Origin of the sequence: Streptomyces sp. NPDC000348 (assembly GCF_042898795.1) — a bacterium.
Taxonomy (GTDB): Bacteria; Actinomycetota; Actinomycetes; order Streptomycetales; family Streptomycetaceae; genus Streptomyces.
Genome location: NZ_JBIAZD010000002.1, coordinates 309,461 through 322,998, shown reverse-complemented (window position 1 = coordinate 322,998; position 13,538 = coordinate 309,461). Strand labels below are relative to the sequence as shown.

General features: G+C 76.0%; 11 protein-coding genes. 10 read left to right on the top strand and 1 reads right to left on the bottom strand.

Translation table 11 applies throughout. The features are described from left to right. The first annotated feature begins 95 nt into the window (after window positions 1-95). The 8 genes from ACFY3N_RS05320 to ACFY3N_RS05285 are packed head-to-tail and all read left to right on the top strand — an operon-like array spanning window position 96 to window position 9,466. On the top strand, window positions 96-1,175 hold the full coding sequence (locus ACFY3N_RS05320; protein ID WP_390815289.1) for a DUF3344 domain-containing protein: 1,080 nt from the start codon (window positions 96-98) through the stop codon (window positions 1,173-1,175). Then, complete coding sequence (locus tag ACFY3N_RS05315) at window positions 1,133-2,449, top strand: glycosyltransferase family 4 protein (protein ID WP_390815288.1); 1,317 nt, start codon at window positions 1,133-1,135, stop codon at window positions 2,447-2,449. The genes ACFY3N_RS05320 and ACFY3N_RS05315 overlap by 43 nt, the downstream gene beginning before the upstream one ends. Next, window positions 2,446-3,870, top strand: coding sequence for an exopolysaccharide biosynthesis polyprenyl glycosylphosphotransferase (locus ACFY3N_RS05310; RefSeq protein WP_390815287.1), 1,425 nt, complete (start codon window positions 2,446-2,448; stop codon window positions 3,868-3,870). The genes ACFY3N_RS05315 and ACFY3N_RS05310 overlap by 4 nt, the downstream gene beginning before the upstream one ends. A 6-nt stretch (window positions 3,871-3,876) precedes the next feature. Beyond that, window positions 3,877-5,220 (top strand): O-antigen ligase family protein, encoded by a 1,344-nt coding sequence (locus tag ACFY3N_RS05305; protein WP_390815286.1) that lies wholly within the window; start codon window positions 3,877-3,879, stop codon window positions 5,218-5,220. Then, on the top strand, window positions 5,217-6,896 hold the full coding sequence (murJ, locus tag ACFY3N_RS05300; RefSeq protein ID WP_390815285.1) for a murein biosynthesis integral membrane protein MurJ: 1,680 nt from the start codon (window positions 5,217-5,219) through the stop codon (window positions 6,894-6,896). Before ACFY3N_RS05305 ends, murJ begins: the two co-directional genes overlap by 4 nt. Next, window positions 6,880-7,644 carry a polysaccharide deacetylase family protein gene (locus tag ACFY3N_RS05295; RefSeq protein WP_390815284.1) on the top strand — a complete coding sequence of 255 codons (765 nt, stop codon included), beginning with the start codon at window positions 6,880-6,882 and terminating at the stop codon, window positions 7,642-7,644. Before murJ ends, ACFY3N_RS05295 begins: the two co-directional genes overlap by 17 nt. Then, window positions 7,644-8,780, top strand: a complete 1,137-nt coding sequence (locus tag ACFY3N_RS05290; protein ID WP_390815283.1) for a glycosyltransferase — start codon at window positions 7,644-7,646, stop codon at window positions 8,778-8,780. The genes ACFY3N_RS05295 and ACFY3N_RS05290 overlap by 1 nt, the downstream gene beginning before the upstream one ends. Window positions 8,781-8,815: 35 nt before the next feature. After that, entirely contained in the window at window positions 8,816-9,466 is a 651-nt protein-coding gene (locus tag ACFY3N_RS05285; RefSeq protein ID WP_390815282.1) for a lipopolysaccharide biosynthesis protein, read from the top strand. A 16-nt stretch (window positions 9,467-9,482) separates the two neighbouring features. Here ACFY3N_RS05285 and ACFY3N_RS05280 read toward each other — a convergent pair whose 3' ends face one another. Continuing rightward, window positions 9,483-10,787, bottom strand: coding sequence for a glycoside hydrolase family 26 protein (locus ACFY3N_RS05280; protein ID WP_390815281.1), 1,305 nt, complete (start codon window positions 10,785-10,787; stop codon window positions 9,483-9,485). Window positions 10,788-10,957: 170 nt separating this feature from the next. Here ACFY3N_RS05280 and ACFY3N_RS05275 point away from each other — a divergent pair, with 170 nt between their 5' ends. Then, window positions 10,958-12,220, top strand: coding sequence for an ATP-grasp domain-containing protein (locus ACFY3N_RS05275; RefSeq protein ID WP_390815280.1), 1,263 nt, complete (start codon window positions 10,958-10,960; stop codon window positions 12,218-12,220). 2 nt (window positions 12,221-12,222) lie between these two features. After that, window positions 12,223-13,488, top strand: a complete 1,266-nt coding sequence (locus ACFY3N_RS05270) for an NAD(P)-binding domain-containing protein (RefSeq protein ID WP_390815560.1) — start codon at window positions 12,223-12,225, stop codon at window positions 13,486-13,488. Window positions 13,489-13,538 lie beyond the last annotated feature (50 nt).

Below are 13,538 nucleotides of genomic sequence, written 5' to 3'. Positions count from 1 at the left end.
AGTTGCGAACCCCGAAGCACCTTCATGGGCGGCCGCACCGCACTCGTCCCCCGCTGCCGGCCACCGCCACCCCGCTCCGAAAGGCTCCGACGGTCATGCGTCAATCCCCGGGTCAGATGCTTCGCCACGCGGCGGTGGGCGTCCTCTCCCTCGCAGCGATGTGGGCACCCTGCGGCCTCGCGGCCGCCGCGCCGGCCCCGGAGGCCGACGGCCTCGCCTTCTCCGAGCGGTACCGCGCGGTCCAGCACGGCGGCATCGTGCGGGCCGCCAACGCCTCCGCCACCTGCCGCGCCCAGGCCTCCTCGTGCCGGGACGTGCAGGCCGGCGCGCAGGGGGTGAACGGCGACTTCGACATGTTCTACGTCGACGTCGACAGCGACCCGAACACCTACAACTCCTCCCGCGCGGAGGTCCGTCTGCCCGCCGGCTCCCGGGTGACGTACGCCCGGCTGTACTGGGGCGGCAACCTGCTCGCCGGTGAGCAGAAGCCCTGGCAGGACAACGGGCGGGTGCTGATCGCCGAGCCCGGCGGGGAGTACAAGGAGCTGCTCGCCGACACGGTGGTGGGGCACCGGGTGGCGGACGGCGCGGACGCCTTCCAGGCCTCGGCGGACGTGACGGCACTGGTGCGGGACAGCGCGCCGGGTCTGTACACGGTGGCGCAGGTCAATGTCGCCATGGGCAGGTCGGCGGCCGGCACCTGGGGCGGCTGGACGCTGGTGGTGGCGTACGAGAACCCGGCGGAACCGCTGCGGCACCTCGCCCTCTGGGACGGCTTCGCCCCCCTGGGCGGCCGCGCGGGGGTCGACATGCCGCTGCGCGACCTGCCGTTCGCGGCGGGCGCCGGGGGCCGGGCGGGGCTGGTGGCGTACAACGGCGACCGCGGCACCACCGGCGACTCGCTCGTCCTCACCGCCGACGGGCCCACCCCCACCGCGTTCACCGACCGGGCCAACCCCTTCGACGACGTCCTGAACTCCACCATCGCCGACCCCGGGGGCGCGCCCCCCGCGCGGGTGCCGGCGTACGCCAACACCCTCGGCTACGACTCCGACGTGTTCGACCTCTCCGGGGGTCTGACGCACGCCGGTGACCGGGCGTCCTTCCGGCTCACGTCCCAGCGGGACGCGGCATGGGCGGGCGTGCTCTTCGCCGCCGTCGACGCCCGGCGGTGAACGCGTCCACGCCGAGTGTCCTCGGCAGCGAGGAAGCCGTGCCCGCGGACCCGTCGTCCGCCGGCCGCCGGCCACGGGTCCTGCACCTCACCCAGCCGGTGGACGGCGGGGTGGCGCGGGTCGTGACGGACCTGGCCCGGGCCCAGCTCGCGGACGGCCTGGACGTCACCGTGATCTGCCCCGACAGCGCGCTCTCCGGCCGGCTGCGGTCGCTCGGCGCGCACGTGCGGCACTGGAGGGCGACGCGCTCGCCGGGGGCCTCGCTGGCGCGGGAGGTACGGCACCTGGCCGGGCTGATCGACGAGGTGCGCCCCGATCTGGTGCACGCGCACAGCGCGAAGGCCGGGCTCGCCGGGCGGCTCGCGGTGCGCGGGCGCATCCCCACGGTGTTCCAGCCGCACGCCTGGTCGTTCGAGGCGGTGGACGGGAGCACGGCGGCCCTCGCGCTGCGCTGGGAGCGGTGGGCGGTCCGCTGGACCGCGCGGGTGGTGTGCGTGAGCGAGGCGGAACGCGCCACCGGCGTGCACGCCGGGATCGCCGGCCGCTGGACCGTCGTGCCCAACGGCATCGACCCCGACCGTTTCCGCCCGGCGCCCGCCGGCCCCGTACGGGCCGAACTCGCGCCGCTGGCCGGGCTGCGCGCCGGGGCGCCGCTCGCCGTGTGTGTCGGCCGGCTGTGCCGGCAGAAGGGGCAGGACGTCCTGCTGCGGGCCTGGAGCGCCGTGCTGCGCCGGGTGCCCGACGCCCGTCTCGTGCTGGTCGGCGACGGGCCGGACCGTGACCGGCTGCGCGCGGCCGCGCCCGGGTCCGTGCTGTTCGCGGGGGCCGTCGCGGACCCCTCCCCCTGGTACCAGGCCGCCGATCTCGTCGTCCTGCCGTCCCGCTGGGAGGGCATGGCGCTGGCCCCGCTGGAGGCGATGGCCTGCGGGCGGCCCGTGGTCGTCACGGACGTCGACGGCGCCCGCGAGAGCCTGCCGCGCTCCTTCGCCGCCCCGTGCGTGGTGCCCCCGGAGGACCCCCGGGCCCTGGCGGAGGCGGTCGGCGCGCTGCTGCTCGACCCGGCGCTGCGCGCGTCCCTCGGCGACCGGGGCCGCCGGCACGTGCTGTCCCTCCACGACGTGCGGCACACCGCGCGGGCGGTCGCCGACGTCTACCACGACCTGCTCGGCACCCGGTCCGCCGCGACCGGGGCGCGCCCGCGCCGGACGGCCGGGGGCGACCGGACGGCATCGCGTGTCGAGCCCTTCGAGCACAGGGAGTCCATCCACTCGTGACCGCCGAACGCACCGTGCCCTCCCCCGGCGTACCGCCGAGGGAGCACGGATTCTCCTCGTCCGTCTCCGTCATGCCGCCGCGCGGCACCGACACCCGCCCCCGGCTGCCCGCCGCGCGGCCCCGGCCGGCCTCACCGCTGCCGCTGCTCGTCGCGGACGGTGCCGCCGTCCTGCCCGCCGCGCTGGTGCTGTCCGGGGGCCAGCGCCATCCGCTGTTCGTCGCCCTGCTGATCGCGGTGTCGCTGCTGCTGCGCCCGCGTGACACCCGGCCGCTGGTGCCGGGGCTGCTGGAGGAACTGCCCGCCGTGTGCGGCCGGATCGCGGTGGCCTGGTCGGCCGGCGCGGTGCTGTGGGCCGCGTACCGGCCGGAACAGCCGCTGTCCGCCGGCACCGTGCTGGCGGGCCTCGCCGTGCAGGCGGCGGCGGCCTGCGCGCTGCGCGCGGCCGTGCACGGCCGGCGCCGGGCCGCGCTGTTGCGCCACCCGCACGCCGCGCTCGTCGTCGGGCCGGTCGCGACCGCGCAGCGGGTGGCCGCCGCCGTGCTGCGCCACCCGCGCTGCGGGGTGCGGCCGGTGGGGATCGTCGCCGGTCAGCCGGACGGCGCCGAGGGCGTGCCGGTGCTGCGCACGGACGAGGAGGTGGAGCGGGCCGTCATCCAGAACGGGGTGCGGGCGGTGCTCGCCGTCCATCCCTCGGTACGGGCCGAACAGGGGCCGCTGCTGCGGACGCTGGCCGAGTCGGGCTGCGTGGTCTGGGAGGTCGACGCCGACCCCGCGCCGTACCCGACGCGGGAGCGGCTGGCCGGGTTCTCCTGCCGGCGGCTGGACTTCGCCCCGGCGCGCGGCGGCGGCCTCGGCAAGCGGATGCTCGACGTCCTGGTCTCGGGGACGCTGCTGCTGCTGGTCAGCCCGCTGCTGCTGGTGTGCGCCGTGACGCTGCGGCTCTCCGAGGGACCGGGGGTGGTGTTCCGGCAGGAGCGCATCGGCCGGAACGGGCGGCCGTTCACGCTGCTGAAGTTCCGCACCCACCGCCCGGTCGACGAGCACGAGTCGGCGACCCGGTGGAGCGTGGCGGGCGAGCACGAGATGCGCTGGTTCTGCCGCATGCTGCGGCGCACCTCGCTGGACGAGCTGCTCCAGCTGTGGAACGTGCTCCGCGGCGACATGAGCCTGGTCGGCCCCCGGCCCGAACGGCCCTACTTCGTGGCGCAGTTCAGCCAGACGTACCCCGGGTACGCGGCCCGGCACCGGATGCGCACCGGTATCACCGGTCTGGCGCAGGTCCACGGGCTGCGCGGCGACACCTCGATCGAGGACCGGTGCCGGTTCGACAACGCCTACATCGACGACTGGTCGCTGTGGGGGGACGTCTGCATCCTGCTGCGCACCGCGGGCACGCTGGTCCGTCCGACGGGGAGCTGACGTCACGTGAGCCACGCCCTCGTCCCGCTGCCGCGCCGGGCCGCCGCCCTGGCGCCGGCCCTGCCGCCGGTGGCGGTGGTCGCCCTGGCGGGCCTGCCGCCGACGGGGGACGGCGCGGGGCCCGCCGACGCGGCGTCCGCGCTGGTGGTCGGGTACTGCGTGATCCTGCTGGTGCGGGAGGGGCGGCGCCCGCTGTCGCCCCGCGCGGCCGTGGTGCTGGGGCTGCCGGTCGTGGGGGTGGCGCTCTCCGCCATGGGGGCGGCCTCGCCCCAGGCGGCGTTCGGCGGCCTGTTCCGCTACCTGCAGGTCTTCGTGCTCGTCCCGGCCGCCGTGCTGGTGCTGCTCCGCGGCCGGGCCGGCTTCCGGGCGGTGGCCTGGTCGTTCGTGGGACTCGCCCTGTGGCAGGGGGCCGTCGGGGTGCACCAGTACGTCACCGGGACCGGCGCCTCCTACCAGGGCGAGACCGTCCGGGCGGTGGGCACCTTCGGGGCCACCGACGTGATGGGCATGGCGACGGTGGTGTCGCTGGGCCTGGTGTGCGCGGCGGGGGTCGCGCTGGGCCGGGCCCCGGTGCAGCAGCGGGCGGCCGCCGCCGGGTGCGCCCTGGTCCTGCTGCTGCCGCTGGCGCTGTCCTTCAGCCGGGGCGCCTGGATCGCGACCGCGCTGGCGTGCGCGGTGCAGCTGGCGCTGGCGGGACTGCGGCGCGCGCTGAAGGTGGCGGCGGCCGTGGTCGCGGCGGGCGTCGTCCTGACGGGCGGGTTCGGGGTGGGCACGGCGATGCTGCAGGAGCGGATCGACAGCATCACGCAGGTCGCCGACGCGCCCGACCAGTCCGTCGTCGACCGGTACACCCTGTGGGCGGCGGCGACCGGCATGTGGCGCGAACACCCGTGGACCGGTGTGGGGCTGAAGAGCTTCCCCGAGTACCGCGACGGGCACTCCACGCTGGCGCTGTCCTCGGGCAGCGACATCGAGGGCGCGGGCGAGGAGTTCCACAAGCAGGCGCTGCTGTCGCCGCACAGCATGTACCTGCTGGTCCTGAGCGAGCAGGGCCTGATCGGACTGCTGGCGCTCGCCGGGGGCTGGCTGGCGCTGCTGGTGTGCGCGCTGCGGCGCCTGCTGCGGGTCCGCCGCCGCGGCCCCGGCCTCGACTGCGCGCTCACCGCCGTCGGCCTCCTGCTCTGGCTGCTCACCGACTTCGTGTACGGCGACATCGGCGGCCCCTCGACCGTCCTGACCGGCGTGGCCCTGGGCCTGACGGCGTGGTGGGCCCTGTCCCGCGACGACCGGACGGACACCGCACCGCGCGACGGAGCGCCCGCCCGCCTCGAGGAGGCCGCGACCCGATGACCATGACCCCTTCCGCCGGCCCCGGCACGAAGGTCCCCGCACCGGCCGGCCCCCCGCGCGAGGGACCCGCCGGGCCGGCGGCGGACGGCGGCGCGTCGCGGAGGTTCCTCGCCCGGGCCGCGCTGGGGACGGCGGTGCTGTCGATCGCCGGGTCGCTGCTCGGGCTGGTGCGGGACCAGTCGCTGGCCCGGCTGTTCGGGGCCGGGAGCGACACGGACGCCTTCCTGGTCGCGTGGACCGTGCCGGAGATCGCCGCGACGCTGCTGATCGAGGACGGGCTGGCGATCGCGCTGATCCCGGCGTTCAGCATGGCGCTGGCGCGCCGGGCCCGGGGCGTGCCCGGCGACCCGGTGCGCGATCTGGTCAGGGCCACCCTGCCCCGGCTCTGCCTGGCCTTCGCCGCGGTGACGGCGCTGGTCGCCGCCGGGGCCCCGTACCTGGTCCGCGCCCTCGCGCCGGGGCTGTCCGATTCCCGTCTCGCCGTCGACTGCACCCGGCTCACCGCGCTCAGCCTGCTGGCCTTCGGGCTCGCCGGGTACTGCAGCGCCGCCCTGCGGGCGCACCGCCGCTTCTTCGCGCCGGCGGCGATCTACGTCGCGTACAACACCGGCATCGTGGCGGCGATGTTCCTGCTCGGCGGGGAGTGGGGGGTGCGCTCGGCGGCCGTCGGGGTCGCGGTGGGCGGCTGTCTGATGGTGGCGGTGCAACTGCCCTCCCTGTGGCGGCAGCTGGCGTCGCGCGGGCCCGCGCCCGCCGCGACCGGGCCGGCGGACGAGGAGCGGCCGGTGCGCCTCGCCCTGATCGCCGCCGTGCTGCTGTTCGCGCTGTGCCGCCAGTCGCAGGTCCTCGTCGAACGGTTCCTGGCGTCCTCCCTGCCCGCCGGGTCCATCTCGCACCTCAACTACGCGCAGAAGGTCGCCCAGATCCCGATGACGCTGTCGCTGATGGTGTGCACCGTCACCTTCCCCGTGGTGGCGCGGGCGCTCGCCGACGGCGACACCCGCCGGGCCCGCGCCCGGGTGGAGCGGGACCTGGTGCTGGCCTCCTGCGTGGTGCTGCTGGGCATGTGCGCGGTGATCGCCTGTGCCCCGCAGATGATCGAACTGCTTTTCCAGCGGGGCGCGTTCACCGCCGCCGACACCGCCGCGACGGCGAACGTCATGCGCGTGTACGCCCTCGGCCTGCTCGGCCAGACACTCGTGGGCACCCTCGTCCGCTGCTACTTCTCGACGGGCCGCCCCCGCTGGTACCCCCTCGGCGTGATGGCGGCCGGCATCGTCGTCACGTCCCTGATCGGCGCCGCGACCGTGGGCCGCTGGGGGGTGGCGGGGATCGCCGCCGCCAACGCCTTCGGCATCACCCTCACGGCCGTCCTGCTGCTGACCGGCCTGCGCACGGCCGGCCACGGCGGCACGGCAGGCGTCACGGTCGGCGTCCGCGAGGTCCTGGCCCGGCTGGGCCGGCCCGTGCTCGTCTCGGTCCTCGCCGTCGCCGCCGGGGCGTTCGCCGCGAGCCGCTTCGGCTCCCCGGTGGCCGCCCTCACGGCCGGCTGCACGGCCGTGGCCGCCGTCTTCGTGCCGCTCGCCCTGTCCGTCCTGGGCGCCCGGCGCTCCGCATCCGCACTGCGCTCCGTACGCACCGTCACACGAAGGCTCACACATGGCCGCTCCCGTTGATTCCGCCGCCACCGGCAGACCCTCCGCGCCCCGTCCGGGCCCCGTCCCCTGGGTGGCGATGTACCACTCGGTGGGCGACTGCTCGGACGATCCGTACCGCATCACCGTCACCCCCGGGCGGCTGGAGCGGCAGCTGGCCTGGCTGCGCCGGCGCGGGCTGCGCGGCGTGTCCGTCGCCGAACTCCTCGCCGCGCGCGCCCGCGGCGGGGGCCGGGACCTGGTCGGCCTCACCTTCGACGACGGTTACACCGACTTCCTCACCGGCGCCCTGCCGCTGCTGCGGCGCTTCCGCTGCGGCGCCACGCTCTTCGTCCTGCCCGGACGGCTCGGCGGCGACAACGCCTGGGACCCGCTCGGCCCGCGCAAGCCGCTGCTGACCGCGGACGGCATCCGGCGCGCCGCCGACGGGGGCGTGGAGATCGGCTCGCACGGGCTCACCCACGTCGACCTGACCCGCGCGGACGACGCCACGCTCACCGCCGAGGTCGCCGAGAGCCGCGCCCTGCTCGCCGAGTTGACCGGCGCCCCGGTCGACGGGTTCTGCTACCCGTACGGCACGGTCGACGCGCGCGCCGTCGAGGCCGTACGGAAGGCGGGCTACACCTACGCCTGCGCCATCGACCCCGGCCCGCTGACCGGCCCGCACGCCCTGCCGCGCGCGCACGTCGGGCAGAACGACACGGCGTGGCGCCTGCACCTCAAGCTCCGGCTGCACCGGTGGCGCCGGCTTCCGGTGGAGGGCGTGTGATGAGGGCGCTGCACATCATCACCGGGCTCGGTGTCGGCGGTGCCGAACAGCAGTTGCGGCTGCTGCTGCGCCATCTGCCGGTCGACTGCGACGTGGTGACGCTCACCAACCCCGGCCCGGTCGCCGACGGGCTCGGCGCCGACGGGGTGCGGGTCGTGCACCTGGGCATGGGCGGCAACCGCGACCTGGCCGCGCTGCCGCGCCTGGTCCGGTTGATCCGCGCCGGCGGCTACGACCTCGTGCACACGCATCTGTACCGGGCCTGTGTCTACGGCCGGCTCGCCGCCCGGGTCGCCGGGGTCCGTGCGGTCGTGGCGACCGAGCACTCGCTGGGCGACACCCAGATGGAGGGCCGCAGGCTGACGGCCGGGGTGCGCGCGCTGTACCTGGCCAGCGAGCGGCTCGGGTCGGCGACGGTCGCCGTCTCCCCGACGGTGGCCGACCGGCTGAAGCGCTGGGGCGTGCCCGCCCCCCGCATCGAGGTCGTCCCCAACGGCATCGACCTGGACCGTTTCCGCTTCGACCCGGAGCGGCGGGAGCGCACCCGCCGGCGCCTCGGCCTGCCCGGGGACGCGTTCGTCGTCGGCGGCGTCGGCCGGCTCGCCCGGGGCAAGCGGTTCGACGTCCTCGTCCGCGCGCTGGCCCTGCTGCCGGAGGACCACTGGCTGCTGCTGGTGGGCGGCGGCCCCGAGGAGCACGTGCTGCGCCGCACCGCGCACGAGGCCGGGGTGGCCGGACGGGTCCTGTTCACCGGCGAGCGTCCCGTGGTCCCCGACGGCACCCCCGGCCCCGACCTGCCCTCGCTGACCTCGGCGATGGACCTGTTCGCCTCCCCGTCCCCGGAGGAGGCCTTCGGTCTGGCCGCCGTGGAGGCGCTGGCGTCCGGACTGCCCGTGCTCTACGCCTCCTGCCCGGCCATCGAGGACCTGCCCCCCGAGACCTGCGCCGACGCCCGGCGGGTGCGCGGCGGCCCCGGGGCGTACGCCCGCGCGATCGCCGAGGTCCGTACGGCGGGCCCCGGACCGCGCACGGCCGGCCGGGCCGCGCACCACTACAGCATCACCCGCAGCACAGCCCGCCTCATGGACGTGTACACGGCGGCCGTCACCGGCTCGTCGTCGTCCGCCGCGCCGTGAGCCGTCCGCCGTACCTCCGAGGGAGCAAGCCCGTCATGACCGACACCCCGATCCGTCGGCTCCGTCCGTTCCTGGACCGTGCCAGAAAGCTGCCGGCCTGGTCCGCGCTGGTGGCGGGCACGCTCCTCGGCGGTCTGCTCGGCGGCGCGTACGGCCTGCTCACGCCCCCGGCGTACACGGCCACCAGTTACGTCGTCGCCGTACCGACCGACAAGGCGTCCCCGGACGCGGCCCGCGGTTTCGCGCAGGCGTACGGCCGGGTCGCCACCCAGCTCGCGGTGCTCGGCGACGCGCAGGTGTGGGCCGGGGTGCCGGTGCGCACCCTGCGGGACAGCGTCCGCACGGCGACCTCGCCGGACGCGCCGATGGTCGCCGTCACGGCCACCTCCGCGCAGCCCGGGCTGGCCGTCGACATGGCCGACGCGGTCGCGCGCGCGCTGACCCGGCACGCCGAGCACACCAAGGGCAGCACCCAGGTCAGGCTCGTGCGGTTCTCGCGCGCGGTGCGGCCGGGCAAGCCGTCGTCCGCGGCGCCGGAGGTGACCGCGCTGGTGGGGGCGAGCGCGGGCGGCCTGCTGGGCGGCCTGGTGCTGCTCGCCCGGCCGAGGCGGACCGGCCGGGGCGACGGCCCCGCCCCCGCCGCCTCGGTGCCCGGCCCGGCCACCGCCGCCGATGTGCAGCGGTGACCCGGCCGGGGTGGCGCTAGCGGGTGCGCGACCACCAGTCGAAGCGGAGGCAGAGTTTCCCGCCGAGCCAGTACTCCACCCACCGGCCCAGGTCCAGCGGCGAGCAGTCCTCCGGCGGCGGCGCGTCGGGCGTGGTCGGTGCGGGAGTGGGCGTCGGGGTCCCCGGCGTGGTGTCCGGCTCCTCCTCGTGGGTGCGGCCGTGCAGCACGTTCCGGTAGACGCGGGAGGCGTCCGGGTTGTCGTCGCACTGCCACACGCCGTGCGGGCAGTAGTCGGTGATCGTGTTGTAGAGCGGCTTGTGCCGGTCGATCCACGCGAGCATGCGCCGCATGTACGCGGGATTGTCGCCGTTGCGGAAGAGCCCCCATTCGGGATAGGAGATCGGTTTTCCGTGGGCCTTCGCGAAATCCACGTGCGCCTGGAGTCCGTACGGCTCCTTCACCTGTTCGTCGAAGGAACGCCCGGCCGGCTGGTCGTAGGAATCCATGCCGACGATGTCGACCGTGTCGTCCCCGGGGTAGCACCGGGTCCAGGGAACGGCGTCCCGGCCGCGGCTCGGTGTGAAGTCGAACCGGAATTCCTGGCCCGGCACCGCGCGCATGGTTCTCACGATCCGGTTCCAGTACCTCTTCCAGGATTCCGGGTCGGGACCGCAGCGGTGGGTGTAGGTGACGCCGTTCATCTCCCAGCCGAGCACCAGGACCGTGTCCGGCACCTTCAGCTCGACCAGCCGCTCGGCGAGGGCACGGAAGTGATGGTCGAACTCCCCGGCCGCGCCCCGGCGCAGCAGCCGGCGGACCTCGTCGTCGGGGACGCCCTCCTCGTTGCGCTCCTGCAGGGGGACGTTGAGGACGAGCATCCGGTCGTCCTCGGCGTTGCGCCAGCGCGCCCAGGACTCGAGGAAGCCGATGTCCCCCTCGATGTCGCTCCAGTGGTTGCCGGGCAGGTAGGTGTGGCCGACGCGCAGCTCGGCGCCGCCCAGCCAGCGGCTGAACTGCTCCATGCGGGCCACTCCGCGCTCGTCGGAGGCGAGGAAGGCACCGAAGGCCGGGACGTCGCGGCGCGGCACCGGCAGGGCCGGCACGGGGACCGACGGAACACCGACGGCCGGGACCGGGGGGACGGCGACGGCCGGGACCGAGGGGACCGGGGGGACGGCGGGGGTGGCCGCGGGATCACCCGGGGCCGGTGCCGCCGGACGGGAGTCGTCGGTCCCTCCCGTCCCCGCCACGGGACCGGCCGCCAGGGCGGCGGACACGACGACCGCCGCCGCGCCCACGGCCATCGCGCGGGCCCGGACCCGCCTGTGCTGTGGGGCCATTGGCTGCTCCTCTTCTCATTCGCGTTCGCCTTCCGCCTGAATTACCTGCTTTTGACGAACAGTCATATGAATTCAGGCACAGGACATACGACGGTGCCAATGCCACTGCGGCTTTCGAGTGCCGTACTCGCCCGTGCGGGTGAGCCGGCACCAGAGGAAAGTGAGTATTCGTGTCGCTGCTCGACACCCGTGTCCCCGCCGTATTGCTGCGGACCGACCGGAATCCCTTTCACCACGGAACGCTGGGGGCCGTGCGGTCGCTCGGCAGGGCGGGGGCGGAGGTGCATGTCGTCGCCGATTCCACGGGAAGTCCCGTCCGTCGCTCGCGTTATGTCCACCGCATGCATGCCCCGCCGCCACCGGGAGCATCCACGGAGCAGATCCTCGCCGTGCTGCGCCGGGTGGCCGGCCGGGTGGGCCGCCCGGCCGTGCTGATCCCGCTGGACGACGCGACCGCGATCGCCGCGGGCCGGCTGCGGGACGACCTCGCGCCCTCCTACCTGCTGCCCGAGATGCCGGCCACCCTGCCCGAACGCGTCGCCGACAAGGCGGAACTGGCCGCCGTGTGCGCCGGCGCGGACGTTCCGCACCCGCTCACGCTCGTCCCGGACAGCCCGCGGCGGGCCGCCGAGGACGCCCGCCGGCTCGGACTTCCGCTGGTCGCGAAGTGGAGCCGGCCCTGGCTGCTGCCGGCCGGCGGCGGACTGCGCAGCACCCAGCTGGTGCACACCGAACAGCAGGCCCGGGAGCTGCACGCGCGCACCGGGGAGGCGGGCAGCCCGCTGCTGCTCCAGGAGTACCTGCCGCCGGGCGAGGACCGGGACTGGTTCTTCCACGGGTACGCCGACCGCGCGGGCGCCGTGCGCGCCGGCGGCCCGGGCCGCAAGCAGCTGTCCTGGCCGCGCGGCGCGGGACTGACCGCGGTGGGCCGCTGGACGCCCAACCCCGAGGTCCGGGCGCTCGCCGAACGGCTCACCGGCGAACTCGGCTACCGCGGCGTCTTCGACCTCGACTTCCGCCGCTGCGGCACGAGTGGCCGCTACCACCTCCTCGACTTCAACCCGCGCCCCGGCGCCCAGTTCCGGCTCTTCGCGGACAGCGCGGGACTGGACGTCGTACGCGCCCTGCACCTGGATCTGACCGGACGGCCGCTGCCGGACGGGGATCCGGTGGCCGGACGGTCGTTCGTGGTGGAGAACTACGCGCCGTTCGCCGCGCTGCGCACGGCGTCCGGCGGACGCGAACTGGCCTGGTACGCCAGGGACGACCGCGTCCCCGGATGGGCGATGTGGGCCCTGTGGGCCCGCCACGTCTCCGGCCGGCTGCGGCAGCGGCTGGGCACGGCGGCCTCCGTGCCGGCGCCCCGCCCGGCCCCCCGGGCGGCCACGCCCTCCCCGACCTGCCCGACCGACAACGAGAAAGCGAGCAGCTGATGATGTACGACCTCCTGGTGGTGGGCGCCGGTCCGTACGGTCTGTCGATCGCGGCCCACGCCGCGGCCGCCGGACTGAACCTGCGGGTGTTCGGCCGGCCCATGGCGTCCTGGCGGGACCACATGCCCGGCGGCATGTTCCTGAAGTCGGAGCCGTGGGCGTCCAACCTGTCCGACCCGGGCGGGCGCTGGCGGCTGGACGCGTACTGCGCCGAACAGGGGCTGACGGCGCGTCATGCGCACCCGATCCCGGTGGAGGCGTTCGCCTCGTACGGTCTGTGGTTCGCCCGCAACGCGGTGCCGGAGGTGGACGAGCGCACCATCACCCGGGTGGCGTCCGGTCCCGGCGGTTTCACGGCGGTCACCGAGGACGGGCAGGCGCTGCACGCGCGGACGGTGGCGCTGGCGGTCGGGGTGATGCCGTTCATCGAGGTGCCGGCCGCGCTGCGCGGGCTGCACCCCACGCTGGTGACGCACAGCAGCCACCACAGCGACCTGGGTCACTTCCAGGGCAAGGACGTCACGGTGATCGGCGGTGGCCAGGCGGCCCTGGAGACGGCCGCGCTCCTCGCCGAACAGGGCACCCGGGTGCGGGTGCTGGCGCGGGCGGAGCGGCTGCGGTGGAACGACGTGCCGCCGCCCTGGGAGCGTCCGTGGTGGCAGTCGGTCCGCTCGCCGCACAGCGGTCTCGGGCCCGGCTGGCGGAACTGGTTCTACTCCGAGCGCCCCGGTCTGTACCGGCGGCTGCCCCAGTCGACCCGGTCGCGGATCGCGGCCACGGCACTGGGTCCGGCGGGCGCGTGGTGGGTGCGGGACCGGGTGGAGCGGGCGGTGGACCTGCTGCCGGGCCAGGAGGTCACCGCGGCCGCCGCGGTGCCGGGCGGGCTGCGCCTGGACCTGACCGGCCGTGACGGGTCCCGGCGCTCCCTGGAGACCGAGCACGTCATCGCCGCCACCGGGTTCAAGGCGCACCGCGACCGGCTCGGCCTGCTCTCCGCCGAGCTGCGCGGGGCGATGGCGGCGCTGCCGGACGGTTCCCCGGTGCTCGGCCACGGCTTCGAGTCGTCGCACTCCGGGCTGTTCCTGGCGGGCCTGGTGACCGCGTCCGGCTTCGGTCCGGCGATGCGCTTCGTGCACGGCGCGACGTTCACGGCGCCGACGCTGGTCCAGGGGGTGCGCCGGCGGCTGAGGTCGACGCCGGTGCGCGGGACGGTTCCCGTCCCGGGCGGCGGCAGCCGCAGCGGGGCGCCGTCGCCGGTGAGCGGCTGACGGACCCCGTACGACGACGCGTCCCCCGGACCGGGCCGGTCCGGGGGACG

Coding starts and splice junctions, on each gene's coding strand:
- ACFY3N_RS05320 (WP_390815289.1), top strand. CDS start 96: ATGCGTCAATCCCCGGGTCAGATGCTTCGCCACGCGGCGGTGGGCGTC.
- ACFY3N_RS05315 (WP_390815288.1), top strand. CDS start 1,133: ATGGGCGGGCGTGCTCTTCGCCGCCGTCGACGCCCGGCGGTGAACGCG.
- murJ (WP_390815285.1), top strand. CDS start 5,217: ATGACCATGACCCCTTCCGCCGGCCCCGGCACGAAGGTCCCCGCACCG.
- ACFY3N_RS05295 (WP_390815284.1), top strand. CDS start 6,880: ATGGCCGCTCCCGTTGATTCCGCCGCCACCGGCAGACCCTCCGCGCCC.
- ACFY3N_RS05290 (WP_390815283.1), top strand. CDS start 7,644: ATGAGGGCGCTGCACATCATCACCGGGCTCGGTGTCGGCGGTGCCGAA.
- ACFY3N_RS05285 (WP_390815282.1), top strand. CDS start 8,816: ATGACCGACACCCCGATCCGTCGGCTCCGTCCGTTCCTGGACCGTGCC.
- ACFY3N_RS05280 (WP_390815281.1), bottom strand. CDS start 10,787: ATGGCCCCACAGCACAGGCGGGTCCGGGCCCGCGCGATGGCCGTGGGC.
- ACFY3N_RS05270 (WP_390815560.1), top strand. CDS start 12,223: ATGTACGACCTCCTGGTGGTGGGCGCCGGTCCGTACGGTCTGTCGATC.